Origin of the sequence: Nocardiopsis alba, assembly GCF_000710955.1 — a bacterium.
Taxonomy (GTDB): domain Bacteria; phylum Actinomycetota; class Actinomycetes; order Streptosporangiales; family Streptosporangiaceae; genus Nocardiopsis; species Nocardiopsis alba.
In genome coordinates this window covers 581,116-606,709 of sequence record NZ_BAZE01000001.1, presented here as the reverse complement: position 1 = coordinate 606,709, position 25,594 = coordinate 581,116, and the positions used below count along the sequence as shown (strand labels likewise).

At 69.4% G+C, this 25,594-nt stretch carries 23 protein-coding genes; 10 read left to right on the top strand and 13 right to left on the bottom strand.

Going from position 1 to position 25,594, the window contains the following annotated elements:
* The first annotated feature begins 167 nt into the window (after positions 1-167).
* Together TR33_RS02565 and allB are read left to right on the top strand one after the other, a co-directional pair.
* A complete protein-coding gene (locus TR33_RS02565; RefSeq protein WP_017534184.1) occupies positions 168-1,451 on the top strand; it encodes a DUF6986 family protein in 1,284 nt (427 codons plus the stop codon).
* A 2-nt stretch (positions 1,452-1,453) separates the two neighbouring features.
* Positions 1,454-2,803, top strand: coding sequence for an allantoinase AllB (gene allB / locus TR33_RS02560; protein WP_042281123.1), 1,350 nt, complete (start codon positions 1,454-1,456; stop codon positions 2,801-2,803).
* Positions 2,804-2,953: 150 nt separating this feature from the next.
* Here allB and alc read toward each other — a convergent pair whose 3' ends face one another.
* The 6 genes from alc to TR33_RS02530 all read right to left on the bottom strand — a co-directional run bounded on the left by alc (position 2,954) and on the right by TR33_RS02530 (position 9,178).
* On the bottom strand, positions 2,954-4,081 hold the full coding sequence (gene alc / locus TR33_RS02555) for an allantoicase (RefSeq protein ID WP_017534182.1): 1,128 nt from the start codon (positions 4,079-4,081) through the stop codon (positions 2,954-2,956).
* Positions 4,082-4,168: 87 nt separating this feature from the next.
* Positions 4,169-5,095 (bottom strand): LysR family transcriptional regulator, encoded by a 927-nt coding sequence (locus tag TR33_RS02550; RefSeq protein WP_026124939.1) that lies wholly within the window; start codon positions 5,093-5,095, stop codon positions 4,169-4,171.
* Between the two features lie 156 nt (positions 5,096-5,251).
* A complete protein-coding gene (locus tag TR33_RS02545; protein ID WP_014909479.1) occupies positions 5,252-6,766 on the bottom strand; it encodes a nucleobase:cation symporter-2 family protein in 1,515 nt (504 codons plus the stop codon).
* 369 nt (positions 6,767-7,135) lie between these two features.
* The gene (pucL, locus tag TR33_RS02540) at positions 7,136-8,032 is read right to left on the bottom strand and encodes a factor-independent urate hydroxylase (RefSeq protein ID WP_014908692.1); all 897 of its coding nucleotides are present in this window, start codon (positions 8,030-8,032) and stop codon (positions 7,136-7,138) included.
* Between the two features lie 247 nt (positions 8,033-8,279).
* A complete protein-coding gene (gene uraH, locus TR33_RS02535) occupies positions 8,280-8,624 on the bottom strand; it encodes a hydroxyisourate hydrolase (RefSeq protein WP_017534178.1) in 345 nt (114 codons plus the stop codon).
* Positions 8,621-9,178 (bottom strand): 2-oxo-4-hydroxy-4-carboxy-5-ureidoimidazoline decarboxylase, encoded by a 558-nt coding sequence (locus TR33_RS02530; RefSeq protein ID WP_014911918.1) that lies wholly within the window; start codon positions 9,176-9,178, stop codon positions 8,621-8,623. The genes uraH and TR33_RS02530 overlap by 4 nt, the downstream gene beginning before the upstream one ends.
* Before the next feature lie 335 nt (positions 9,179-9,513).
* On the opposite strand from TR33_RS02530, the gene TR33_RS02525 reads away from it, so the two are divergent.
* The 3 genes from TR33_RS02525 (at position 9,514) to gcl (ending at position 13,225) form a co-directional block, all read left to right on the top strand.
* On the top strand, positions 9,514-10,311 hold the full coding sequence (locus TR33_RS02525; RefSeq protein WP_014908684.1) for a hydroxypyruvate isomerase family protein: 798 nt from the start codon (positions 9,514-9,516) through the stop codon (positions 10,309-10,311).
* A gap of 34 nt (positions 10,312-10,345) precedes the next feature.
* A complete protein-coding gene (locus tag TR33_RS02520) occupies positions 10,346-11,329 on the top strand; it encodes a 2-hydroxy-3-oxopropionate reductase (RefSeq protein WP_326337421.1) in 984 nt (327 codons plus the stop codon).
* Positions 11,330-11,509: 180 nt separating this feature from the next.
* A complete protein-coding gene (gene gcl / locus TR33_RS02515; protein ID WP_017534177.1) occupies positions 11,510-13,225 on the top strand; it encodes a glyoxylate carboligase in 1,716 nt (571 codons plus the stop codon).
* A gap of 159 nt (positions 13,226-13,384) precedes the next feature.
* Here gcl and TR33_RS02510 read toward each other — a convergent pair whose 3' ends face one another.
* Positions 13,385-14,656 carry a M14 family metallopeptidase gene (locus tag TR33_RS02510; RefSeq protein WP_042281121.1) on the bottom strand — a complete coding sequence of 424 codons (1,272 nt, stop codon included), beginning with the start codon at positions 14,654-14,656 and terminating at the stop codon, positions 13,385-13,387.
* Between the two features lie 714 nt (positions 14,657-15,370).
* Here TR33_RS02510 and leuA point away from each other — a divergent pair.
* Positions 15,371-17,071, top strand: a complete 1,701-nt coding sequence (gene leuA, locus TR33_RS02505; RefSeq protein ID WP_014912652.1) for a 2-isopropylmalate synthase — start codon at positions 15,371-15,373, stop codon at positions 17,069-17,071.
* 71 nt (positions 17,072-17,142) lie between these two features.
* Here leuA and TR33_RS02500 read toward each other — a convergent pair whose 3' ends face one another.
* The gene (locus TR33_RS02500) at positions 17,143-17,991 is read right to left on the bottom strand and encodes a CAP domain-containing protein (protein ID WP_017534176.1); all 849 of its coding nucleotides are present in this window, start codon (positions 17,989-17,991) and stop codon (positions 17,143-17,145) included.
* Between the two features lie 346 nt (positions 17,992-18,337).
* Here TR33_RS02500 and recO point away from each other — a divergent pair, with 346 nt between their 5' ends.
* The 4 genes from recO to TR33_RS02480 all read left to right on the top strand — a co-directional run bounded on the left by recO (position 18,338) and on the right by TR33_RS02480 (position 21,663).
* Positions 18,338-19,069 (top strand): DNA repair protein RecO, encoded by a 732-nt coding sequence (recO, locus tag TR33_RS02495; protein WP_042281118.1) that lies wholly within the window; start codon positions 18,338-18,340, stop codon positions 19,067-19,069.
* A complete protein-coding gene (locus tag TR33_RS02490; RefSeq protein WP_017534175.1) occupies positions 19,066-19,893 on the top strand; it encodes an isoprenyl transferase in 828 nt (275 codons plus the stop codon). Before recO ends, TR33_RS02490 begins: the two co-directional genes overlap by 4 nt.
* Positions 19,894-19,925: 32 nt before the next feature.
* On the top strand, positions 19,926-20,702 hold the full coding sequence (locus tag TR33_RS02485; protein ID WP_014908463.1) for an SGNH/GDSL hydrolase family protein: 777 nt from the start codon (positions 19,926-19,928) through the stop codon (positions 20,700-20,702).
* Positions 20,703-20,826: 124 nt separating this feature from the next.
* Positions 20,827-21,663, top strand: coding sequence for an SGNH/GDSL hydrolase family protein (locus tag TR33_RS02480; protein WP_042281115.1), 837 nt, complete (start codon positions 20,827-20,829; stop codon positions 21,661-21,663).
* Positions 21,664-21,780: 117 nt separating this feature from the next.
* On the opposite strand, the gene sph is transcribed toward TR33_RS02480, so the two are convergent.
* The 5 genes from sph to TR33_RS02455 form a co-directional block, all read right to left on the bottom strand.
* A complete protein-coding gene (gene sph, locus TR33_RS02475) occupies positions 21,781-22,746 on the bottom strand; it encodes a sphingomyelin phosphodiesterase (protein ID WP_084570179.1) in 966 nt (321 codons plus the stop codon).
* A 140-nt stretch (positions 22,747-22,886) separates the two neighbouring features.
* Positions 22,887-23,261: a Fur family transcriptional regulator gene (locus TR33_RS02470; protein ID WP_017534172.1), complete on the bottom strand. Its 375-nt coding sequence runs from the start codon at positions 23,259-23,261 to the stop codon at positions 22,887-22,889.
* Complete coding sequence (locus TR33_RS02465; RefSeq protein ID WP_014912274.1) at positions 23,258-24,160, bottom strand: metal ABC transporter permease; 903 nt, start codon at positions 24,158-24,160, stop codon at positions 23,258-23,260. The genes TR33_RS02470 and TR33_RS02465 overlap by 4 nt, the downstream gene beginning before the upstream one ends.
* On the bottom strand, positions 24,157-24,984 hold the full coding sequence (locus tag TR33_RS02460) for a metal ABC transporter ATP-binding protein (RefSeq protein ID WP_017534171.1): 828 nt from the start codon (positions 24,982-24,984) through the stop codon (positions 24,157-24,159). Before TR33_RS02460 ends, TR33_RS02465 begins: the two co-directional genes overlap by 4 nt.
* A 77-nt stretch (positions 24,985-25,061) precedes the next feature.
* Positions 25,062-25,496, bottom strand: coding sequence for a DUF6703 family protein (locus tag TR33_RS02455; RefSeq protein WP_014913195.1), 435 nt, complete (start codon positions 25,494-25,496; stop codon positions 25,062-25,064).
* Positions 25,497-25,594 lie beyond the last annotated feature (98 nt).

Here is a 25,594-nt window from a genome sequence, read left to right as displayed (position 1 = left end):
AGGCGCTTTTCGCTCTTACTCGCCCATGGAAGATCTCCGTCTCGCATCATGATACCGCCCGAACCCCTTGTTCTTCCGAATAGCAGAAGTTAATATCCGCATGTAGAAAACTGATCCCGGCTCCCGTAGGGGGAGCCCGGTTCCGTCGACGGAGGAGGACACCACACGTGGCGAGCGACATCCCGTCCGGTCTGACCGACCTGGCCACCGAACTCGACACCCGCCTGGCCGAGGCCGACGAGCGCCTCGCACGGGAGTACCCGGGCAACAACGGTGGTCGCCAGCCCATCCACAGCGTCTACGTCCCCGCCGACAAGGTCGGCGCCGGCCTGGCCACCGACTGGGGCAAGAAGGCCCTGGAAGCGCTGGAGGAGTTCGCCCCCAAGGCCTCCGACCTGGCCGAGGCCACCGGCCTGAGCGAAGAGGCCGTCGCCGACGCCCTGCCCCGGGTCCGGGAGAAGCTCACCCGGGAGCCCATCGAGGACCTGCGCGCCGACTTCGAGGACGGCTACGGCGACCCCGGTGACGAGGCCGAGGACGCCGACGCGCGCGCCGTCGCCCGCGCGTTCGCCGCCGACCTGAGGAACGGGGAGGCCACCCCCTACTTCGGTATCCGCATGAAGGGCATGGAGGCCCCCGGCCGTCACCGCGGCGTGCGTACGCTCGGCCTCTTCCTCCAGACCCTTCTGGACGAGCACGGCTCCCTCCCGGAGAACCTGGTGCTCACCCTGCCCAAGATCACCTCGGTGGAGCAGGTCGAGGCCATGACCTGGCTGAGCGGCCGCCTGGAGGAGCGCTTCGGTCTTCCGGCCGGGCGTCTGGGCTTCGAGCTCCAGATCGAGACCCCGCAGTCGATCCTGCTGACCGACGGCACCGCCGCGGTCGCGCGGATGATCCAGGCCGGCGAGGGTCGGGTCACCGCCCTGCACTACGGCACCTACGACTACAGCGCCTCCTGCGGTATCACCGCCGCGTACCAGAGCCTGGCCCACCCGGCCGCGGACCACGCCAAGGCCGTCATGCAGGTGGCCGCCGCCGGCACCGGCGTGTGGCTGTCCGACGGCGGTAGCAACATCCTGCCGGTCGGCACCCGTCAGGAGGTCCACTCGGCCTGGAGGCTGCACGCCGACCTGATCCGTCGCTCGCTGGAGCGCGGCTACTACCAGGGCTGGGACCTGCACCCGAACCAGCTCACCATCCGTTTCCTGGCCACCTACGCGTTCTACCGCGAGGCCTTCGCCCCGGCCGCCGCCCGACTCAAGGCCTACCTGGGCCAGGCCTCCGGCAACGTGATGGACGAGCCCGCCACCGCCCAGGCGCTGGCCTCGGTGCTGGCCGGTGGCCTGCGCTGTGGCGCGCTGGAGGAGACTGAGGTGGTCGAGGCCTGCGGGACCGACGCCGCGAGCATCGAGAACCTCGCCACCCGCCGGGCCGGACAGGAGAAGAAGTAGGGATGGCAGAACACGAACTGGTGGTGCGGGCCGCCCGCGCCGTCACCCCTGAGGGGGAGCGTCCCGTCAGCGTGGTGGTGGACGGTGGCCGGATCACCGACGTCCTCGACGGCGTGGACGCCACGGTCGACGCCGACCGCGAGCTGCGTCTGGCCGAGGACGAGGTCCTGCTGCCCGGGCTGGTCGACAGCCACGTGCACGTCAACGAGCCCGGCCGCACCGAGTGGGAGGGTTTCGCCAGCGCCACGCGCGCGGCCGCCCTGGGCGGTGTGACCACGATCGTGGACATGCCCCTCAACAGCGTTCCCCCCACGACCACCACCGAGGGCCTCAAGGCCAAGCGGGCCGCGGCCGAGGGCAAGCTCGCCGTGGACGTGGGCTTCTGGGGCGGTGCCGTGCCGGAGAACACCGGTCCGGACACCACGGGCGTGCTGTCCGACCTGTGGTCGGAGGGCGTGTACGGGTTCAAGGCGTTCCTCTCGCCCTCGGGCGTGGACGAGTTCGGCCACCTGACCGCCGAGCGTCTGGAGGCTGCCGCCACCGCCATCCAGGCCTTCGGTGGCCGGCTGATCGTGCACGCCGAGGACCCGAAGGTGCTGGACTCGGCGCCCGCGGCCTCGGGTCGTGAGTACGCCGACTTCCTGGCCTCCCGTCCGGACGAGGCGGAGAACGCGGCGATCTCCCTGGTGATCGAGACGGCCCGGCGTACCGGGGTGCGGGCGCACATCCTGCACCTGTCGAGCGCGTCGGCGCTGCCGCTGATCGCCCGGGCCAAGGAGGAGGGGGTGGCTCTCACGGTCGAGACCTGCCCGCACTACCTCACCCTGGCGGCCGAGGAGGTCCCGGCGGGGGCCACCAGCTACAAGTGCTGTCCGCCGATCCGAGACTCGGCCAACCGCGACCTGCTGTGGCGGGCGCTGCGCGACGGGCTGATCGACTGCGTGGTCACCGACCACTCGCCGAGCACCCCGGACCTGAAGCACCTGGACACCGGTGACTTCGGTACCGCCTGGGGCGGCGTGGCCGGTCTCCAGGTGGGCTTCGCGGCCGTGTGGACCGAGGCGTCCGGCCGTGGCGTGCCGCTCGCCGAGGTGGTGCGGTGGATGTCCGCCTCTCCCGCGGCCGTGGCCGGGGTCGAGGGCAAGGGTTCCATCGCGGTCGGGAACGACGCCGACCTGGCGGTGTTCGCTCCGGAGGAGGCCTTCCACGTGGAGGCGCGCTCCCTGGCGCACCGCAACCCGGTGAGCGCCTACGACGGCGCCGACCTCAAGGGCCGGGTGCGTCGCACCCTCCTGCGCGGTGTCGAGATCACCGCCGACAGCGTCTCCGGTCGCATGATCGCGCGCTCCTGAGCGACGCTCCGATGAGGGCGCCCCGCCGCACGGCGGGGCGCCCTCTCGCGTTCCGGGGGAGAGGGCGCGGGCGAGGCCCGGGCAGGCGAAAGGGGGAGGGCACCGTTCGTGGTGCCCTCCCCCTTCGGCGCTCGCGCGTCGACCGGGCGATCAGCCGCGCGCGGCCTCCCAACGGGCCTTGAGGTCGGCGGTGCCGGTCTCGGTCAGCGAACCGTAGACGTGCAGACGCGACATGCCTCCGTCGGGGAAGACGTCGGTGCGCACGTGGGTGACGGTCGCCGGGGCGTCCAGCACGAAGCGGTGCGGGCTGTCGGGCTCGAGGGCGGTGCGGCCCACGATCTCGAACCACTCGTCCGGCTTGTCGGAGTGGGCGTCACGGCCCAGGATGGTGATCCATCCGGCGGAGTTGCCCTTGAGGTAGGCGGTGTCGACCTCGATCGCGCGGACGCTCGCCTGCGCGGTCAGACGGAAGACCACCCAGTCGTTGCCGTTGTCACGGCGACGGCGGTTCTCCCAGCCGTCGTCCATCTTGTGGGAACGGCCCGGGGTGATGATGTTCTCCGGCGGGGAGAAGAAACGGTCCGAGGCGTCCTCGACGACACCGCCGTTGAGCAGGGCCGCGACGTCGAAGGAGCCCTGGGCGGACAGCCAGGTCGGGTCGGCGACCTGCTCGCCGTACACGCGCAGACGGGCGATGCCGCCGTCCGGGTACTGCTTGAGGCGCAGGTGCGTCCAGCGACGGGTCGAGGAGATCTCGAAGGCGTTGGCGGCGTGGCCGTACGCGGGGGTACGGGGGACCAGCTCGGTCCACTCGGCGGCCAGCAGCTCCTCGGTCGTGGGGGTGCCCTCGACGTGGGTCGCCTCGAGGGAGACCTCGGTGGGCTGGTTGCCGCGGAAGTGGGCGGTGTCGATGTTCACGCCGCGGATCACGCCGGGCAGGGCCAGGCGGATGAGCGCCCAGTCGTGGTCCTCGGAGGTCGGGTGCGGCTGCTCGGCGCTGACACCGCGGCGACGGCGGGTCTCCCAGCCGTCCATGACCTTGCCCTTGTGGCCGAAGGCGTGCGGGTCGAACTTGCCGGGCTCGGGCTTGAGGAGGTTCTCGCGGTGGGCGAAGAACTCGTCGTTGGCCGCGACGACGCTGCCGCCCAGACGCCGGTCGGCGAGGTCGACCAGGCCCGAGAAGTCGAGCTTGGTGTCCTTGTAGTCGGCGTAGGGGTCACCGCCCTGGTAGGGCTGGGCGTTGTAGGCACGAGGATCGAAGGGCTGGGCCCCGCTCATGGTTCTCCTGTCGTATCGATGGGTGGGACTTTTCTAGATTGTCAGGAGAAACCGGTTAATTCCAGCGAAAGTTTATGATCATTACGTTCACCTGGACTGAACATTCGCGGCTCGCAGGGTCGACGCGGTCTCGGCCAGGGCCCGAAGCGTCGCCTCGATCTGTGGTCGCTGCCCCGCCCCGGCCCGCACGGCCCAGACCACGTGACGGCGCGGCTGGTCGATCTGGGGGGTGCGCAGGGCCACCTCCGGTGTGTCGGCCGCCGCGGCCAGGCGGGGGATGAGGGCCACGCCCAGCCCGGCGGCGACCATGTCGAGGATGGCCCGCCAGTCCGAGGCCACGTGCCCCTGTTCCGGAACGAAACCGGCCTGCGCGCAGGCGGCGATGGTGATGTCCCGCCACGGCCCCGACGCCCCGTAGATCCACGGTTCGTCGGCCAGGTCGCGCAGACCCAAGGCCGGGGCCGAGGCCAGCCGGTGCTGGACGGGCAACGCCACGTCCAGGGGGTCGGCGAGAAGCTCGCCGCGCTCGTAGCGTCCATCCTGGTCACTGGGGGCCTGGGCGGCCAGCGACAGACCGATGTCGATCTCACCCGCGGCCAACAATTCGTACACCTCGGCGGCGTCGGCCTGGTGCACCCGGGTGCGCAGATCCGGGCGGGTACGCCGCAGGATCTTCAGGGTCGGGACCACCAGGGTCGGGATGGCGGTGGCGAAGGCCCCGATCCGGACCCGTCCGGCCTCGCCCCGCACGAACCCGTCGAGTTCGGCCTCGGCCCGCTCCAACTGTGCCAGGACCACGTCGGTGTGGCGCAGCAGCACGTGGGCGGCGTCGGTCAGCCGGACTCGCCGACCGTGCGCCTCCAGCAGGGCCACACCCACCTGTTGGGACAGGGAGGAGAGCTGCTGGGAGACGGCGGAGGGGGTCATGGACAGGGCCTCGGCGGTGGCCCGGACTGTGCCGAGCTCCTGGAGGGTGCGGAGCACACGGAGTTTGCGCAGATCCCAGTCGGTCATCTTCACAGACATACCATTCACCTCCGCTTAACGGATTCGGTGGCGTGCTCGAAACGGTTCCGAGAACGAAGGGCGGGCGCACGGTCACCGTGCGCCCGCCATGAGAGGGGGAGGCCCCGAAGGTCCGGGCGGGTTCGCCGCCCGGACGTTCTCGGTCTACCGGCCGGGGGTCCGGTCGGCCTCGGGACGGTCGGAGTCGCTGCTCCGGTAGGTGGCTCCGGCTTGATCGGTGTACTTGGCCTCACCGGGGCCGGCGGTACCGATGTCGGCCTGGTCGATGTCGGCGGGCGTACCGGAGGCCGGTCGACCGATCACGTTGAAGCAGATGTTCAACAGGATCGACACGATCGCGGCACCGATGATGCCCGAGTGGGCGATGAGCTCGACCGACTCGGGCAGGAAGGCGTAGAAGGTCGGGTAGGCCAGCGGGATGATGGCCACACCGATCGAGGACGCCACCAGGATCAGGTTGAGGTTGTTGGTGAAGTCCACCTTGGCCAGAGTCTTCACACCGCTGGAGGCGACGCTGCCGAACAGCACCAGACCGGCACCGCCCAGCACGGGGGTCGGGATGGCGGCCATCACGCCACCGAGCACGGGGAACATGCCCAGGGCGAGAAGGATGGCGGCGCCGGTGGCGACCACGTAGCGGCTGCGGATACCGGTCAGGGCCAGCAGACCGATGTTCTGGGCGAAGGAGCTGGTCGGGGTGGCGCTGAAGATCGGACCGATGATCGAACCGCTCACGTCGGCGCGCAGACCGGCCGAGATGCGCTTGGCGTCGATCTTGGTGCCGGTGATCTCACCGACCGCGATGATGTGGGACGCGCCCTCGGTGAGCACCACCAGCATGATGATGCACATGGTGATGATCGCGGTGACCTGGAACTGCGGGGCACCGAAGTAGAACACCGAGGCCGGGTTGAACACGATGTCGGCCTCGCCGACACGGCTGAAGTCGGCCATGCCCAGCGGGATCGAGACGAGGGTGCCGACGAGCAGACCGAGAAGGATCGACAGACGACCCCAGATGCCCGGGAAGAGTCGAGAACCGATGAGGATGACGGCGAGGGTCAGGCCGGCCAGACCCAGGTTGGCCATCGGAGCGGCGTCGACCTGCTCACCGTTGAACGTGGTGGTCGACCCGTCCATGATCCAGCGGGCGGCCACCGGCATCAGGCTGATGCCGATCACGGTGATGATCGTTCCGGTGACGATCGGGGGGAAGAAGCGGATGAGCTGACCGAAGAAGGGGGTCAGGATGAGCCCGAAGACACCGGCGGCCATCGAGGCGCCGAAGGCGATGGGCAGGTTCTCGCCGCCCTGACCGGCGGCCAGGGCGGTGATGGCGCTGACGGGGACGAAGGAGGTGCCGACCACGATCGGCAGCTGCGCGCCGAGTCGGCGGTGTCCCACGGTCTGGAGAAGAGTGGCGATACCCGCCACGAGAAGCGCACCGCTGACGAGGATTCCCATGGCGGCGGGGTCGTTCGCGAGCCCAGCGGCGGCGCCTACTACGAGTGCCGGTGCCACCGCACCGGCGTACATGGTGAGAATGTGCTGGAGTCCGTAGACGAGCAGAAGCCGCGCGGGCAGCTTCTCGTCCTCGGGGCGAGCGGGGGTCGTGGCGGTTGTTGTGGCCGAGTCCTTCGCGGACGGACTGTTCGACATGGCCAGTTTCCAGCCTTTGCGATCGGCGGTCAGGGGATGACCTGGGTTCGGATTCGGGGGATCCGTTGATGTCGCGCCGACCTCGGTACACCCGATTCAAGAAGTACGACGGAGGTCGGTGGGGCCCATGAAGACGGGCAGGCGAGGAGAACCTCGGATATTGATCCCGGGCGGGACACGCGTGTCGCACGAGGAGGGACAGGCCTCGGTCGTGGAGGTGCACTCCGGTTCGGGAGCCGGGGCCCGGCCGCACGCGCGGGCCCCGGAGTAGGAAGGTGTGGAACGGGTGTCGGCCCGTTCCACGGGGGACGTTCGGTCCTCGGTCCCGCGCGGCGGGGTCCGGGAGGGAACGTGCCCTGAACGGGTCCTTTAGAGGAAGCCCGGGACGGTCTTCCAGGCGTCGCCGGCCTCGGGGGCGTCGTCACGCTGGACGACGGCCTCGATCTTGCCGTAGGGCCGGTCGGCGGCGAAGAAGACCTCGTTCGGGTTGTCCAGGTCGAACGAGGACAGGTCCACGAGGAAGTGGTGCTTGTTGGGCATGGAGAAGCGGATCTCCGCGATCTCCGGGTGGGCCTCCAGGACGGCCTTGCCCATCGCGTACAGCGTCTGCTGGAGGGCGAGGCTGTGGGTCTCGGCGAAGGCCTCGAGGCACAGCGCGCGCACGGAGGCGTAGGTCTTGTCGAAGTCGTGGTCGGTGCCGACGTAGCGCCAGCGGGCGGCGACGTCGGTGGCCAGGATCCGGTCGGTGGTCTCCTGAAGAGTGGTGTACCGGGTCTTGGGGAAGCCGTGGAACTCCGAGCCGGTGGACTTGAGGACGGTCAGGCCCTCGAATCCGGAGACCACCCACTCCTTGTCACCGTCCTTGTTGACGATGGTGTTGCGGGTCTCGGCGCCGTTGCGGGAGAACGCGTGGTCGTGCGGGCCGCTGGAGGTGTTGATCCGGTCCCAGGAGTACTCCTCGATCTCCTGGCGGGCGCCGTGCACGTAGTCGTGCTCGTCCACGAAGTGGCGGGCCAGACGCAGGGCGAAGTCCTCGATCGCGCCGACGCCGCCCCACTCGCGGGCCTTGGCGTAGACGGTGTTCTTCTGGGTGTCGGTCGGCAGACACGTGCCGTTGTCACCGATGGTGTGGACTTCCTCCAGGTCTCCGCGGAGCTGGGAGGTGACGTTGACGTCCTTGATCCGGTGGACGTCGGTGTCGCGGTTGATGTGGACGAGACGGACCTCGGCCTTGCCGTACTGGTTGTCTCCGAGCTTGATGCCCATCAGGGTGAACTCCATCCATGTGGATTCTTTTCATCGCTTGCGCCGCCATGTGCCTCGGCCTGCGCAGTGTGCGTATGAGGGAGGACCGCTGTGGTCATGCGGAAGGACCTGTCACGCACTCGAAGATGTGGGGGGACTGGGGTCGGGTGTTCTGCCTGGATCTCCTCCTTGGTCCGGATGTCGCTTTCACCGGGGCGGGAGGACGCCGGTCACGGGGTGAGCCAGGTCCCGTGGGGCGTCCGTACCGCTAGGAGCCCCGGTAGGTCGAGTAGGCGAACGGGCTCAGGAGGAGCGGCACGTGGTAGTGCGAGTCCTCGTCGGCGAGGTCGAACACGATGGTGACCTCGGGGTAGAACCCCTTCTGCCCGGTCGCGGTGAAGTAGGCCTCGGTGTCGAACACGACCCGGTAGTACCCGGCCTGAAGCCGCTCGGGTCCGAAGTCGGGGACACGGCCGTCATCGTTGGTGCGGCCCTCGGCGACCGGCTTCCACGAGGTGCGCTCGCGGTCGGCGGCGGCCTCCAGACGGACGGGGACGTCGCGGGCGGGGCTGCCCAGCGCGGCGTCGAGGACGTGTGTGGTCACGTGGCTCATGCTGCCTCCAGGAGTTTGACCAGGCGCAGCCCGGCGATCTTGCGCAGTTCCTCGCCGACGACGGAGAGCTCGGTCTCGGTGTCGTTGTCCAGACGGGCGACCAGGTCGGCGAGGAGTTCGCGGCCGGTCCGTCCGCTCGCGCAGACGAGGTAGATCTGGCCGAAGCGGCCTTCGTACTCGCCCTGGGCGAAGGTGAAGATCCGCTGGACACGAGCGGAGGCGTCGTCGGTGTCGGCCGCGAACGCGGACTGTTCACCGCGCGACCACGCGGACTCGGTGTCCTCGCCTTCGGCCTTCTCCCCGATGCGGGGGTGGCGGGCCAGGGCGGTGGCGGCCTCTTCGGAGGTGATCGCTCGGGCGTGCCCGTCGGCACTGGCGAGCAGGGTCTCCCTGTCGGCGAAGGGCGCTTCGGAGGCGAGCGCCTCCACCCAGCGGTCCACGTTGAGGCACTGCGCGAGTTCGGTGCGCAGCTCCTCCTTGGACAGCCGGTTCAGGCGGGCCAGTCCCGGGTCGGGGACGGCCGCCCCCGACGCGTCCGGGGTGGTCTCGGGCATGTGTACTCCCGTGGCTCCGTGCATTTCGTAGAGCAGATTGCGGATTCCGTATTACGGATTGGGGGGACTCTAGTTCATGCCAGTGTGACCTTGTCAACACTCGCAAGGGGCATCCTGCGAAAAACTCCGAAATCTGTGACCTCGGCGCAAGAAGTAGTGAAGTTCACGTCGGCTTCCGAGGCTGGTGGTGCGCTTGGGGCACATGAGGTCACACTCCGTTCAAAGTGAGCGGACCGGAGTGGTTGACAAGGGGCGGTGGCTCAGCGCACACTCAGATCATTCCTTAAAGCGAAATCTGATTTCCGCAATGTGGAAGTAGCTGCTGGAGGCAACGCATGAGCCACACACTCGGGTACACGGTGAACTGCTCCCTGCTGTTCACCGAGCTCCCCGTCAACGAGCGCCCCCAGGCCGCACGGGACGCGGGCTTCCACGCCGTCGAGTTCTGGTGGCCCTTCGAGAGCGCCACGCCCGCCCAGGCCGAGGTCGACGCCTTCGTCGGCGCCATCGAGAAGGCGGACGTCCGACTCACCGGCCTGAACTTCTTCGCCGGCCGGCTCCCGGGCCCGGACCGCGGCGTGCTCTCCCACCCCGACCGCGCCGCCGAGTTCCGCGCCAACATCGACGTGGTCGTCGGTATCGCCGAGCGCACCGGGACCACCGGCTTCAACGCCCTCTACGGCCTGCGGCAGGAGGGCGTCGACCCGGCCGAGCAGGACCGGATCGCCCTGGAGAACACCCTCGCCGCGGCCGAAGGCGTCGCCAAGGTCGGCGGCACCGTCCTCATCGAGCCGATCAGCGGCTCCGAGGACTACCCCTTCAAGACCGCCGAGGAAGGGCTCGCCTTCGTCGCCAAGGCCAAGGAGGCCGGCGCCGCGAACGTCGCGCTCCTCGCCGACTTCTTCCACCTGGCCGTCAACGGCGACGACGTCGCCGCCGTGGTCCGTGAGCACGCCGCGTCCTTCGGTCACATCCAGATCGCCGACGCCCCCGGCCGCGGCGAGCCCGGCACCGGCGACCTCGCCATCGACGAGCTGCTGAGCGCCTCCCAGGCCGGCGGCTACCAGGGCCTGGTGGGCCTGGAGTACAAGCCCACCGTCCCCACCACCGAGAGCTTCGGCTGGCTGCGCTGACGCGCGGCCCGGCCGCCCGACCGCCTCGGGTGCACTGCGAAGATCCGGTGTACCCGAGGCTTCCAAGCCACACAGAGTCCGGTGCGAGACACGCCACCGGGCGTACCGACAGACAGACAAGGACTCCGCCATGTCCGCGAAGAAGATCGCCTTCATCGGCCTCGGCATCATGGGTCTGCCCATGGCCGTCAACCTCGTCCGCGCCGGTCACACCGTCACCGGCTTCAACCGCAGCCCCCAGCGTGTCGACTCCCTGGTCGCCGAGGGCGGTCTGCGCGGTGGCAGCATCGCCGAGGCCGTGGCCGACGCCGAGGTCGTCATCACGATGGTCCCGGACTCCCCGGACGTCGAGGCCGTGCTGGCCGGTGAGGGCGGCGTCTTCGAGAACGCCAAGCCCGGCACGCTCGTCATCGACATGAGCACGATCCGCCCGGACGTCGCCCGTTCCGTCGCCGGCATCGGCGCCGAGCGCGGCTTCCGTGTTCTGGACGCCCCGGTCAGCGGCGGCGAGGCCGGTGCCATCGAGGCCAAGCTCTCGATCATGGTCGGCGGTTCCCAGGAGGACTTCGACGCGGCCCGTCCGGTCTTCGACGTCCTGGGCACCACCCCCGTCCTGGTCGGCCCCAGCGGCTCCGGTCAGACGGTCAAGGCCGCCAACCAGCTCATCGTGGCCGGCAACATCCAGCTCCTCGCCGAGGCCCTGGTGTTCCTGGAGGCCCACGGTGTGGACACCGAGTCCGGCCTGGAGGTCCTCGGCGGCGGTCTCGCCGGCAGCACCGTCCTCCAGCGCAAGGGCAAGGGGATGCGCGAGCGCAACTTCACCCCGGGCTTCCGGATCGCCCTGCACGACAAGGACATGCGCATCGTCACCGACTCCGCCCACGCCGCCGGCGTAGCGGTGCCGCTCGGTGCCCAGGTCGCCCAGAACGTCGCCGCGCTCAAGAACCAGGGGCACGGCGGCCTCGACCACTCGGCGCTCCTCAAGATCGTCGAGCAGCTCTCCGGCCGCGGCGAGTAGTCACCGCGACCGCACACCGTATGACCGGGGCGTCGTCTCGCCCCCGGGTGTTGGCCCACCCGGGAGGCCGGCGAACACGCCGCCCCACCCCTGGCACCTGTTTCCCCGGGCCGGGGGCGACCGATCGAACACGGTCGTCCCCGGCGCACCGGACACCCCAGCACTGAAGGGTTCGCACCCATGGCGAAAATGCCCGCGATGAACGCGGTCGTGGAGGTCCTCAAGGACGAAGGCGTCGACACCGCCTTCGGCTGCCCCGGCGCGGCGATCCTGCCGCTCTACAAGGCGATGGAGGACGTCGGCGGCATCGAGCACCTGACCGTCCGCCACGAAGAGGGCGCCACCCACATGGCCGACGGTTGGTCGCGCACCACCGGCAAGGTCGGTGTGGCGATCGGTACCTCCGGTCCCGCCGGCACCAACATGATCACCGGTCTGTACACCGCCATCGCGGACTCGGTCCCGATCGTGTGCATCACCGGTCAGCAGCGCACCGACCTGCTCGACAAGGAGGGCTTCCAGGCGGTCGACATCGTCGAGATCGCCAAGCCCGTCACCAAGTGGGCCGTCCAGATCAAGGAGGCCGCGACCGCTCCGTGGATCTTCCGCGAGGCCTTCCGGATCGCCCAGGAGGGTCGTCCCGGCCCCGTCCTGATCGACATTCCGCTGGACGTCGCCCAGCAGGTCATCGAGTACGACCCCGAGCTGGACGCCGCGCTCAAGATCAACACGGTCGAGCCGCACCTGCCCCGCGTCGAGAAGGCCCTCGACCTGCTGCTGGAGGCCGAGCGTCCGCTCATCCTCGCCGGCGGCGGCGTGATCCTGGCCGAGGCCTCCGACGAGCTGCGCGAGCTCGCCGACTACCTCCAGGTGCCCGTCCAGGTCACCCTCATGGGCAAGGGTTCCTTCGACGAGGACTCCCCGCTGTACTCCGGTATGACCGGTGTCCAGACCTCCCAGCGCTACGGCAACGCCTCCTTCCTGGAGTCGGACCTGGTCCTGGCCGTGGGCGCGCGCTTCGCCGACCGCCACACCGGCCAGATCGACGTCTACCGCGGTGAGCGCAAGTTCATCCACGTCGACATCGAGGCCACCCAGATCGGCCGTGTCTTCGAGCCGGACCTGGGCGTAGTCTCCGACGCCAAGCTGTTCCTCCAGGAACTGCTGAACGCCGCCAAGCGCCGGAACGCCAAGGCTCGGGTCGAGTCGTGGATCTCCCGCGTCGGAGAGCTCAAGACCACCCTGACCCGTCGTGAGGACTTCGACAGCGTCCCGGTCAAGGCGCCGCGCGTCTACAAGGAGATCAACGAGGTCTTCGACGAGGACACCTACTTCGTCACCGCGATCGGCCTCTACCAGATCTGGGGCGGCCAGCACCAGAAGGCCTACAAGCCGCGCCACTACCAGATCTGTGGTCAGGCCGGCCCGCTCGGCTGGGAGATCCCCGCCGCCATCGGTGTCAAGAAGGCGCTCAAGAACACCGACCCCGACGCCGAGGTCGTGGGCATCGTCGGCGACTACGGCTTCCAGTACATGGTCGAGGAACTGGCCGTCGCCGCCCAGTACGACGTTCCCTACGTCATCATCATGCTCAACAACGAGTACCTGGGCCTGATCCGTCAGGCGTCGATCCCGTTCGACATGAACTACCAGGTGGACATCCACTACGACGAGTACGGCACCGACAACGTCAAGCTCATGGAGGCCTACGGCTGCTCCGGGCGTCGCGTCTGGGAGCCCTCCGAGATCCGGGACAGCCTGGAGTGGGCCCGCAAGGAGGCCAAGGCCACCTCTCGTCCGGTGTTGGTCGAGATCATGATCGAGCGCGAGGCCAACACGCCGCACGGCCCGGCCATCGACGCGGTCAAGGAGTTCGAGCCGCTGCCGGAGGCCTGATCCCGATCCACTGAACCACCATGGGGCTGGACCTGCACCCCGGCCCCATGGTCCGGCCTCCTCCGAGACCGGCAGGAGGAGGCCCCAGAGGGGCGACGGTGTTCTTCGCTGGCACACCGTCGCCCCTCCGTCATGCCCCGGGCCTCTGAGACAGAGGGGTCAGCCGCAGTAGGCGGCCTCTTCGCCGATGATCCGGTAGGGGCAGTCGGCGTAGTCGAGAAGTCGGAGCACGGCCTCCTCGTTGCGGGCCGTCTCGCGTTCGATCACCGACGAGGGCGGATAGAAGCCGCCGTCGGAGAGGCTCTTCGGGTACATCTCGTAGGTGAAGTTGACGATGTTCTGGTCGGCCCACAGCCAGTCGTTGATGGATCCGTCCGTGACGTACAGATCACTGGACTGTTGGGGCGTGTACCCGTTGGCCTCGGCCATGTACTCGCCCAGGGCCCGGTGGGTGTCGTACTCCTCCCGTGTCATCCCGTCGGTGACCTCGTCGTAGGTGTATCCGAACGGCCACAGGATGAGTTCGCTGAAGGTGTGGAAGTCGATGGCCGTGGTGATCTGCTGTTCGCCGTCGACCACACGGCCGCGCACGAAGTCGGCGACGGCCCGGACCTCGGGGGCCGACTCGGCCTCGGGGCCCCGGTAGGTGATGCTGTCGGGGTTGTCGGAGGCGCCGCCGCAGCAGCCCCAGTTGTAGGCCCAGTTGCGGTTCAGGTCGGTACCGACCGACGAGGAGCCCTCATTGGGCTGGCGGTTCTTGCGCCAGTCCCGCCAGGTGTCCCCGGCCATGTCGTACTCACTGCCGTCCGGGTTGACGTTGGGCAGGATCCAGATCTCCCGTCCGTCGACCAGCTCGGTGATCCGCGGATCCTCGCCGTAGCCCTCGGTGAACAGGCGCATCAGGTAGATCGCCATCTCCACGGTCAGATGCTCCCGCGCGTGCTGGGAGTGGGTGAACAGGACCTCGGGCAGGTCCTGGTCGGTGGAGACGTCGCCGCTGATCTTGATCGCGACCAGGTCCTGGCCCTCGTAGGAGCTGCCGTACACCTCCTGGGCGGCGATGTCGGGGTTGTTCTCGACCACCTCGTCGATGATCTCCAACAGTTCCGGATAGGTGGTGTACCCCGGGTCGGGGGAGGCGTAGGTCTCCGGGAGGGACAGGGGTTCGGCGGTGTAGCCGAGCGCGTCGAGTTCGGCGATCTCGCTCGACGAGCCGGTGATCAGGACGGAGTCGTCTCCGACGTGGTCGATCGCCACGCCGGTATCGGCGATCTCGGTGCGTTCCTGCGCGGTGGCCACCCCGTCGATCTCGTAGAGACCGTAGGCGGGTTCGGCGTTCGCGCTTCCCGTGACCAGGCCGCCCAGGAGCAGGGCGCCGACGGAGACGGGGACGAGGGTTCTTCGAAGGGGTGTGGGGGTCGGGATCTTCACGTCGCCTCCATGAGCGGGGTGTGAGGCTTCGAACACGTGGCGGTATTGGAGATCGTCCCGAGGTGGGATGTCAACACGGGCGGGGGGTGTGGGGGATCGTCCTGTTTAGGGTTCTCCGCACGTGAAGCCCGCTTTCCGGAGGAGTGTGCGGATACGCTCCGTGTCCACATGCGGCCATAAGGTATCGGGTCTCTCGGGGGATCCCGTGCGCGGGCACGACGAGCGCCCCGGATCGTGTGATTTCGGGGCGCGGGTTCGTATGGCTGAGGATGTCCGTCGGCGGTACCGGCCCTGCGTCGGCACGGCTTACGTGTCTTGATCGGCGTGAGCGAGCGGGCCCGGGTGTTGGCCGCACCCTGGGTCCCGCCGACGGACTCCGTATGACCCCCCTAGCACTGAAGGGTTCCCCCCAAGGGTAACCCTTCGAGGGCTATATCTTGAAGTCGAGTTACCCATGTCGGCAGATCGGTTTAAATCGTCACGAGACGGTGGAAACGTCCCAGGTCATGGCCGCATGATCTCACTATGTGAGCGTCGAGTATCGAATTCTCGTGGACGTCTGCTAGCGTGACGATCGTTATGCTGCGCGTGCTGCTCCTCCTTAGTGGCCGCGGCGGGGATCGTTAGACGGTCGGCCCCCTCGCCGCGGGACTTCGGCTTGCCGTGTCGACCACGTCATCACGTGCCACACTCTCTCCGAGGAGCAACACCGTTATGGTGCCGCAGCAGAAGTCCAGCCCCATGCCGTTCCAGCGCTACCAGGCCTTCACGCCGGTGGACCTGCCGGACCGCACCTGGCCCTCCAAGACGATCACCAAGGCCCCCCGCTGGCTGTCCACCGACCTGCGCGACGGCAACCAGGCGCTGATCGAGCCGATGGACCCGGCCCGCAAGCGCGAGATGTTCGAGCTGCTGGTCGGGATGGGCTACAAGGAGATCGAGGTCGGCTTCCCCGCCGCGAGCCAGACCGACTTCGACTTCGTCCGGTCCCTGATCGAAGAGGACCTGATCCCCGACGACGTCCAGATCTCCGTCCTGACCCAGGCCCGCGAGGACCTGATCGAGCGCACCGTGCAGAGTCTGGTCGGCGCCAAGCGCTCCACCGTCCACCTGTACAACGCCACCGCGCCCACCTTCCGCCGCGTGGTCTTCAAGGTCGACCGTGAGGCCTGCAAGAACATCGCCGTCGAGGGCACCCGGCACGTCGTGCGCTTCGCCGAGCGGTACCTGGGCGAGACCGAGTACTTCGGCTACGAGTACTCGCCGGAGATCTTCATCGACACCGAGCTGGACTTCGCCCTGGAGGTCTGCGAGGCCGTCATGGACGTGTGGCGGCCCGGCCCCGGTCGCGAGATCATCCTGAACCTGCCGGCGACCGTCGAGCGCGCCACCCCCAACGTCTACGCCGACCAGATCGAGTGGATGAGCCGCAACCTGTCCCGGCGCGAGCACGTGGTCCTGTCCGTGCACCCGCACAACGACCGCGGCACCGGGGTGGCCTCCGCCGAACTGGCGGTCATGGCCGGCGCCGACCGGGTCGAGGGCTGCCTGTTCGGGCACGGCGAGCGCACCGGCAACGTCTGCCTGGTCACCCTGGGCCTGAACCTGTTCAGCCAGGGCGTGGACCCCGAGATCGACTTCTCCGACATCGACGAGATCCGTCGCACGGTCGAGCACTGCACCCAGCTGCCGGTCGCCCCGCGCCACCCCTACGGCGGCGACCTGGTCTACACGGCCTTCTCCGGCTCCCACCAGGACGCCATCAAGAAGGGCTTCGACGACCTGAACGCCCGCGCGGCCGAGGCCGGTACCCCGGTCGAGGCCTACCCGTGGGACGTGCCCTACCTGCCGATCGACCCCAAGGACGTGGGCCGCAACTACGAGGCGGTCATCCGGGTCAACAGCCAGTCCGGCAAGGGCGGTGTCTCCTACATCATGCAGCGGGACCACTCCCTGGACCTGCCGCGCCGTCTGCAGATCGAGTTCTCCCAGGTCATCCAGCAGTTCACCGACGCCGAGGGCGGCGAGTTCCCGGCCGACCGCATCTGGGAGATCTTCTCCAAGACCTACCTGTCCGAGACCGGCCCGGTGTCGGTGCTGGCGCACCGCTCCAGCACCGCGGAGGACGGCACCTACCGGATCGAGGCCGACACCCGCGTCAACGGCGAGGTACGAGAGCTGTCCGGTACCGGCAACGGTCCCATCTCCGCCTTCGCCGACGCCCTGACCGAGGTGGACGTCAAGGTCCGGGTCATCGACTACATCGAGCACTCCATGGGCGAGGACGGCAACGCCCGCGCCGCCGCCTACGTGGAGGCCGAGATCGACGGTCGCGTGGTGTGGGGCGTGGGCATCCACAGCAGCATCACCACGGCCTCCCTGCGCGCCATGTGCAGCGCCATCGGCCGCGCCTGATCCGAGACGAGGGCGGGCCCGGGACCGACACGGTCCCGGGCCCGCCCTCGTGCGCTCGGAAGGCCCGCGGGCTACTCGTAGCCGAACTTCTGGGTCCAGGCGTTGGACGCCTCGCCGACACCGATGGCGGTCAGATCGCAGTTGAGGATGTTGGCGCGGTGGCCGGGACTGTTCATCCAGGCCTCCATCACCTGCTCCGCGCTGCTCTGGCCCTTGGCGACGTTCTCCGCGCCCCAGGAGGAGTAGCCGTGACGTCGGGCCCGATCGCCGGGCCCCTCTCCGTCGGGGTTGTCGTGCGCCATGTAGTCGCGGGCGGCCATGTCCTCGCTGTGCTCCTGGGCGGCGGCGGTGAGCCGGCCGTCCACGTGCACCGGGTCGCAGCCCTGGGCGGCGCGTTCCTCGTTGACCAGGTTCACCACGGCGGTGGCCCGGGGGCCGGACGAGGTCGGGGTCTCGTCTCCGTTCCCACCGCCACCGTTCGTGCCGCCTCCGTCGTCGCCTCCGCCGTCCTCGTCGGAGTTCGGACGGTCGGAGCTCTCAGCGGTGTCCTCGGGGGAGTAGGAGGCGGTGGCCTGGTCGCTCCGCGGGCCGCTGTCGCCGCCGGGGCCGTCGCGCTCGGGCGAGGCGGTGGGCTCGACGAAGAAGTCGTCGTCCTCTTCGGCGCCGGGGACCATGGAGTCGTCGGCGACCCCCTCACCGGACGCCCCGAGGGTGGGCGAACCGTCGGCGGGGCCGGTCTCGTCCCCGACCCCGTGCAGGATCAACGCCCCGGCCAGGGTCAGACCGATGGGTACCGCCGCCACACCCGCCACCAAGGGCAGGGCGCGGCCTCTCCGGCGTCGTTCCGGGTGGCCCTCACGAGAAGCCGCCTCCTGTTCACGAGGGCTCTTCCTGCGTCTGCCTCGGCGACCTCGCGCCATATCGCTGCACCTTCCGTGCCGGGATGGGGAATCGTGCGGGCACCCCTGCGGGGTGGTCGGGACGGAGGGCCCGACGGGGTTGGCGCCGACCGGGGAGTGTCCCTCCCCGGGAGGACTCCTCCCGTGCCCACGGCCACGTGTGGCTTCGGTGACCGGGAGTCCGAGGGGGTCTTCCACGGTTCATGGACCGCGTACGCCGCGGGGGAAGGGCGGCGTGCCCTGGTCATCGGACTCCTAGCGCGTGAGAGTAGAGCAAATGTAGGGAAAAGGGAATCCAAAACGTAATAAAGCTGATCAGAGTGGCGGGAGTCGTCGGAGAGGTCGGGACATCCGCGACAATGGAAGGGTGAGCCTCTACCGTGACGAGGGTGTCGTCCTGCGCAACCAGAAGCTGGGCGAGGCCGACCGCATCATCACCCTCCTGACCCGACGCACCGGCCTGGTGCGCGCCGTCGGCAAGGGGGTGCGCCGGACCAGATCGCGCTTCGGCGCCCGCCTGGAGCCGTGCACCCACGTCGACGTCCAGTTGCACACCGGGCGCACCCTCGACGTCATCACCCAGGCCGAGACCGTGCGCTCCTACGGGGCCGCCGTGGTCCACGACTACTCCCGTTACACGGCCGCCACCGCGATGCTGGAGACCGCGGAGAAGGTCGTCGCGGTGGAGAAGGACCCGGCGCTGCGCCAGTTCCTCCTGCTCATCGGAGCCCTGCGTACGCTGGGCGAGGGCGTGCACGACTCCAGGCTGATCCTGGACGCCTACCTGCTGCGGACCCTGGCCGTGGCCGGGTACGCTCCGGCCCTGGTCGAGTGCGCCCGGTGTGGAAGCCCTGGGGAGCACCGTGCCTTCGCGGTGCACGCCGGCGGTATGGTCTGCTCGGTGTGCCGTCCCCACGGCTCCGTGTACCCCTCACCCGACACGATCCGCCTGATGGCGGCCCTGCTGGGAGGAGACTGGGACAGCGCGGACGCCAGCGGGGGCGGGCATCGCTCCGAGTGCAGCGGGATGGTCGCCGCCTACCTGCAATGGCACCTGGAGAACGGAATCCGATCACTGCGGCATGTGGAGCGTTCTTGAGTCTGTTCAACTTCGACAACGGCAGGCGGAGTCGACAGGAGTACACGGCTCCCGTCCCGCACCCCGACGGCGCGCGTCCCCCGGCGTTGCCGGCCGAGCTGGTGCCCCGACACGTCGCCGTGGTCATGGACGGCAACGGCCGATGGGCCAAGGAACGCGGTCTACCGCGCACCGAGGGCCACAAGGCGGGGGAGTCCTCCCTCTTCGACGTCATCGAGGGCGCTCTGGAGATGGGGATCCCCCACCTGTCCGCCTACGCCTTCTCCACGGAGAACTGGAAGCGATCCCCCGACGAGGTGCGCTTCCTCCTCGGTTTCAACCGTGACGTCATCCGTCGCAGGCGCGACGAGCTGCACGCCCGCGGTGTGCGCGTCACCTGGTCCGGCCGCCCGGGGATGCTCTGGAAGAGCGTCATCAAGGAGCTGGAGGACGCCGAGGAGCTGACCAAGGACAACACGGCGCTCACCCTCCAGTTCTGCGTGAACTACGGAGGCCAGGCCGAGATCGTCGACGCCGCCCGCGAGTTGGCCCGTCAGGCCGCCGAGGGGCTCATCTCTCCGGAGAAGATCAACGAGGACCTCCTCGCCCGCCACCTCTACTCTCCCGAGGTCCCCCCGGTCGACCTGTTCGTGCGCTCCTCGGGGGAGCAGCGGCTGTCCAACTTCCTCCTGTGGCAGTCCGCCTACGCCGAGTTCGTCTTCCTGGAGACGCTCTGGCCCGACTTCGACCGCCGCGACCTGTGGCGGGCCTGTGAGATCTACGCGAGCCGGGACCGTCGTTACGGCGGTGCCGTGCCCAACCCGGTCGAGGGGGAGAAGAAGTGACGGTAGAGGAAGAGGGGCTCCTCCGGCGGGGGATGTCGTTCGTCGCGGTGGGGGACAGCTTCACCGAGGGTGTGGGCGACCCCTATCCGGACGGCTCCGGGGTCTTCCGGGGCTGGGCCGACCGGGTGGCCGGGCATCTGGCCGACCACGTGGGCGGGATCCGCTACGCCAACCTGGCCGTGCGCGGCAAGCTCATCCGGCAGATCGTCACCGACCAGCTCCCGCCGGCGCTGGAGATGTCCCCCGACCTGGTCACCCTGTGCGCCGGGGGCAACGACCTGCTGCGTCCCGGGGGAGACCCCGAACGTCTGGCACGCGTGCTGGAGCACACCGTGTCCCGGCTGCGGGCCGGCGGCGCCCGGGTCGTCCTCTTCACCGGGGTGAACGTCTCCACCGGCTATATGCGCGGTGCCATCGGGCTGTTCGCCCGCTACTACATGAACGTGCGCGCGATCGCCGACGCCCACGACTGCCTTCTGGTCGACCAGTGGTCCATGGACGTGCTCACCGACCCGCGCGCGTGGGACGACGATCGGCTGCACATGTCCCCGGAGGGGCACCGTCGGCTGGCGCTGAGGGTGGCCGAGGTGCTGGGTGTGCCCACCGAGGAGCGCTGGGACGAGCCCTGGCCGACGGCGGAGACGGTCGGCTGGACCGACGCGCGCCGTGAGGACCTGCGCTGGGTGAAGGACTCCCTGGGGCCGTGGATCGGGCGCAGGCTGACCGGACGTTCCTCCGGTGACACGGTGACCGCCAAGCGGCCCGAGCTCACGCCGTTCGGGGGAGAGGGAGACGGTCCGCTCGGCTGAGGGACGGGGGTCGCTCCACGCGGCCCCCGCCGTACCGTTCGTGGTGTGAGCTCCACCCCAAAACGTGACGAACCAGGAACCTACTGTCGCGTAACCCGGGGGTCGGGTTGCATCATCGAGGACTATGAGCGGTGTGCCGACCGGAAGCTCCGGTGACCTCGAGAACAAGGACATCCTGTCCTACGTCGCCCTCGGAGACAGTTTCACCGAGGGTATGAGCGACCCCTACCCGGACAGCGACAGCGTCCCCAACGGTCGTTATCGCGGTTGGGCCGATCGCGTGGCCGAACACCTCGCCGACCACGTGTCCGAGGTGCGTTACGCCAACCTCGCCGTCCGGGGGCGTCTCATCGCCCAGATCCGTGACGAGCAGGTGCCGCGCGCGGTCGAGATGTCCCCCGACCTGATCACGCTCTGCGCGGGCGGCAACGACATCATCCGCCCCGGCAGCGATCCGGACAAGGTCGTCGAGATCTTCGAGTCGATGATCGCCGAGCTCCGTTCGACCGGCGCCCGCGTGGTCATCTTCACCGGCTTCGACACCAACTGGCAGCCGGTGATGCGCCACCTGCGCGGCAAGATCGCCACGTACAACATGCACATGCGTTCGGTCGCCGACCGGTACGGCTGCGATGTCGTCGACGTGTGGAGCATGCGGATCTTCGACGATCACCGGGCCTGGAACTGGGACCGGCTGCACCTGTCCTCGGAGGGGCACCGTCGGCTGGCCCTGCGTGTGTGCGAGGTCCTGGGTCTGCCGGTCGACGACGACTGGAACCGCCCCTGGCCGCCGCCGGAGCCTCGGGGTTGGCGCAGCGCCCGGCAGGAGGACCTGCACTGGGCCCGTGAGTTCCTGGTGCCGTGGATCGGCCGTCGGTTGACCGGTCGTTCCTCCGGTGACGGGGTGAGCCCCAAGCGTCCGGAGCTCCAGCGCTGCGAGCGGTATCGTCCGGGCGACTGAGCCCACGTTCGCGAGACGGCCGTCGGGCCCCGCTCCGTGTCCTTTCGAGGGACCGGGGCGGGGCCCGACGTCGTGTGTGCGACCACACGGTCATGGGCTCGCCCGCGCACGGGGATCTCAGGGGCGCGCGGCGGAGCCGAACACGGGGTAGTGGTCCGAGTAGTCGTCGTAGGTGTAGTCGCGGCCCCAGGAACGGACCGTCCACGGCTCGCTCTTCACCGCCCGGGTCTCGTTGAGGTAGGTCTCGGGGGAGGCCTGGTTGCGGATCGGCAGGACGTGGTCCAGTTGCTGGGGCTCGTGGCCGGAGTAGTCGTGGCCGGCGATGGAGTTGGTGGAGGGGTCCCAGGAGATGGTGTCGTCGACGGGGGTGGGCTCCACCGCGTCGAGTCGGTCGAGGGCGTCGTTCCACTCCTCGGTCCCGCCCACGATGTTCAGGTCGCCCGCGACGTAGATCGGCTCGTCCTCGGGGATCCCTCGTAGGACGGACACGATCTGGTCCAGCTGCCCGGCCCGGATCCGCCGGTCCTCGCCGCTTCGGCAGGCGCCGTCCTCGGCCTGCATGTGGGTGCCCACCACGTGCAGAGGGCCGTCGGGGGTGTCGAGCTCGACGTAGGCGAAACCCTTGTTGGAGAACCAGTCGGCCCCGCAGGCGCGGGAGAAGATGTGCTGCTCGGCGCGGACGATCGGCCAGACGCTGTGCACGCTCACCCCGCCGTTGGTGACGGTCTCGCCACGGAAGCCGGTGGTGTCGTCCCAGCCGGTCTTGGAGCGGCCCACGACGGGGGTCGAGTACGGGTAGTCCTCGGAGAGGCCCTCGCGCAGGCGCTCGGCGCTGGAGTTCTCGAAGAGCTCCTGGAGGACCACCACGTCCTGGCCGTCGAGGACACCGTCGGCCGGGATCAGGTCGGCGCGGATGTCCTGGCCCCAGTTCGGGTAGAGGGCCTTGGGCATGAGGAACGCGTTGTAGGTGGTGACGCGGGGGGCCTGACGTTCCGTCTCGGGGGAGGCGGCGGCCGGGGTCGTGGGCAGGAGCGGGGTGATGAGCAGCGCTGTCAGAAGCGCGGCCGCGGTTCGTCTGTACACGGGGCTCCAGCCTGGTCCGGCCGTGACACGAGGGGGTTACCGGTAAGTAACCTCTGGGTGGAGACCGTATGCACGCCCGGGGCCCGCGCACATGGTGTGCGCGGGCCCCGGGGAGAAGCGTTCTATCGTTCGTGGACGTCTCAGGCCGAGCAGCGGGCGCAGGTCCCGAAGACCTCCACGGTGTGGGTCACCTCGGTGAAGCCGTGCTGGGCGCCGATCTCGGCGGCCCAGCGCTCCACGGCGGGACCCTCGATCTCCACCGCGGTGGAGCACACCCGGCACACCAGGTGATGGTGGTGGTCCTCGGTGTCGCAGGCCCGGTAGACGGCCTCGCCCTCGTCGGTGCGCAGGACGTCGACCTCGCCCGAGTCGCTCATGGCCTGGAGGGCCCGGTAGACGGTGGTCAGGCCGATCTTGGAGCCGTCGGCCCGAAGATCCGCGTACAGGTCCTGGGCGCTACGGAAACCGGAGGACTCGGTCAGCGCCCGGCGGACCGCCTCACGTCGTGTGGTCATGGTGTCACCCTCCCCCGATCGGTCTGGGGCATCGTATCCGTCGGTCCTCCCGTGCCCTGGGGCAGGGGTGGGACTCCTCGGCGCGCGGTCGCCCTGCGCAGCAGGCCTCCGACCACGACCGCCACGCAGTAGACCGCCAGGGCCAGCAGCACGATCGTGGCACCCGGAGCCAGGTCCGAGTAGAAGGCCGTGGTCAGCCCGCCCAGTGACGACAGCAGGCCGATCAGCACGGCCAGCCCGACGGTCACCCGGAAGCTGCGACTCAGTTGCTGGGCCGCGGCGACGGGGACGATCATCAGAGCGCTCACCATCAGCACGCCCACCACGCGCATGGCGATCACCACGGTCAACGCGGCGGTCACCGCCAGCAGGATGCTGAGGAAACGCACCGGAAGCCCGTGGGCCCGCGCCACCTCCTCATCCTGACACAGGACGAACAGTTCGCGACCGAACACGGCCAGGACCGTCAGGACCCCGACGGCCAGCGCCCCCACGATCCAGATGTCCTGTTCGCCGACGGTGCTCACCGAGCCGAAGAGGAACGACGTGAGGGTGGCGTTGCTGGCTCCGGGGGTCAGACCGATCAGCAGGACACCGCCCGCGATGCCCCCGTAGAACAGCAGGGCCAGCGCCACGTCGCCGCTGGTGCGCGTGCGGACCCGCACCAACTCCATGAGGACGGCTCCGAGGGTCGCCACGACGGCGGCGGTCAGCACGGGGGAGGTACTGGTGAGCAACCCCAGGGCCACCCCGGTCAGCGCCACGTGGCCGATGCCGTCGCCCAACAGGGCCAGCCGTCGTTGGACCAGGAAGGTACCGATCACCGGGGTGACCAGACCCACCAGCACCGCGGCGATCAGCGCACGCCGCATGAACTCGTACTGGAGCAGTTCGATCACGGTCGGGCACCTCGCGTCGGGATGATCTCCGGGTGGGCGTCGGGATCGTTGGGGTCGGGATGGGGATGCTGGTGTTCGTGGCCCGGCCGGGCGCACGCGCCGGTGGCCTTGGGCGGGGCCCCGTCATGGACCACCCGGCCGTGTTCGAGCACCACGGCGCGGTCGATGACCTCCTCCAGCGGGCCCAGTTCGTGCAGGACCAGGACCACGGTGCTGCCCTGGTCGCGCAGTCGGGAGATGGCCTCGGCCAACGCGCGCTGATTGTCGGCGTCCACCCCCGCCATCGGCTCGTCCATGACGAAGGTGTCGGGGCGTCCCGCCAGCGCTCGGGCGATGAGCACCCGTTGCTGCTGGCCGCCGGAGAGCTCACGGACGGAGTCGCCGGCCCGGTCGCCCAGGTCGACCGCGGCCAGGGCCTCGTCGACCGCCACCCGGTCGGCCCGGGTGGGCAGGGACAGACGGCGTCGGCGCGCGACCTGGCCGGAGGCGACGATCTCGCGGACGGTGGCCGGGACCGCGCCGCCCGCGGTCAGCCGCTGGGGCACGTAGCCGATGCGCCGCCAGTCCCGGAAGCGTTTCAAGGGGGTCCCGTGGACGCGGATCTCACCGGAGGTGAGGGGGACGATGCCGAGCATGGCCCGCATCAGGGTCGACTTCCCGGATCCGTTGGGGCCCAGGACCGCGAGGGTCCGGCCCACGGGTATCTCGACATCGACGCCGTCGAGGACGGGAACGCCGTCGTAGGCGGCGTGGGCGTCGATGATCTGGAAGGCGGCGGGGGCGTCGGGAGAGGTACTCCTCGCCCCATCGAACTGGGCTGACACTCACACATTATGACGAAAGTGAAAATGATTGTCAAAACTCATCGGATCGCCCGGACGCCCCCTCCTCGGAGACCTCCTCAGTAGCCGAGCGCGCGCGCCACGGCCAAGAGCAGCACCACCGCCACCATCAGCACACGCGGGGCCTTCCGTGCCCGGTCCAGCGTCGGCCACGTCAGGAAGGCCAGCCACAGGAAGAACACGGCCACCAGCGTCAGGCACAGGGCGCCGATCACCCCCGGGGCCGTCAACCCCGCGATGAACAGCGCCCCGAAGATCAGCGGGACCGCCCAACGCGGACGCTGCCGCAGCCACACCAGAGGGACGGCGCTGCGCCGCTCCACCGCCCGACGGAACCCTCCCGAGCCGGAGCCGGACGTGCCGTCCCCCTCGGTCGGGGAACCGCCCCGATCGGTCCGTCGCCGCTCGTCCTCGTGCTCGGGAGAGACCATCGCCGCCCGTTCCTCGTCGTCCACGATCGATTCCCCGGAAGGGTCCGGATCACCCGCTCTCATGGGACACGCGTTCGTCGCTTCCCTGATAGATTCGCAGGTGTCCGTGACAGCCGAGCGAGCGATGACGCGCCGGTCTGCCGGGACCTCCGGTCCGCCAT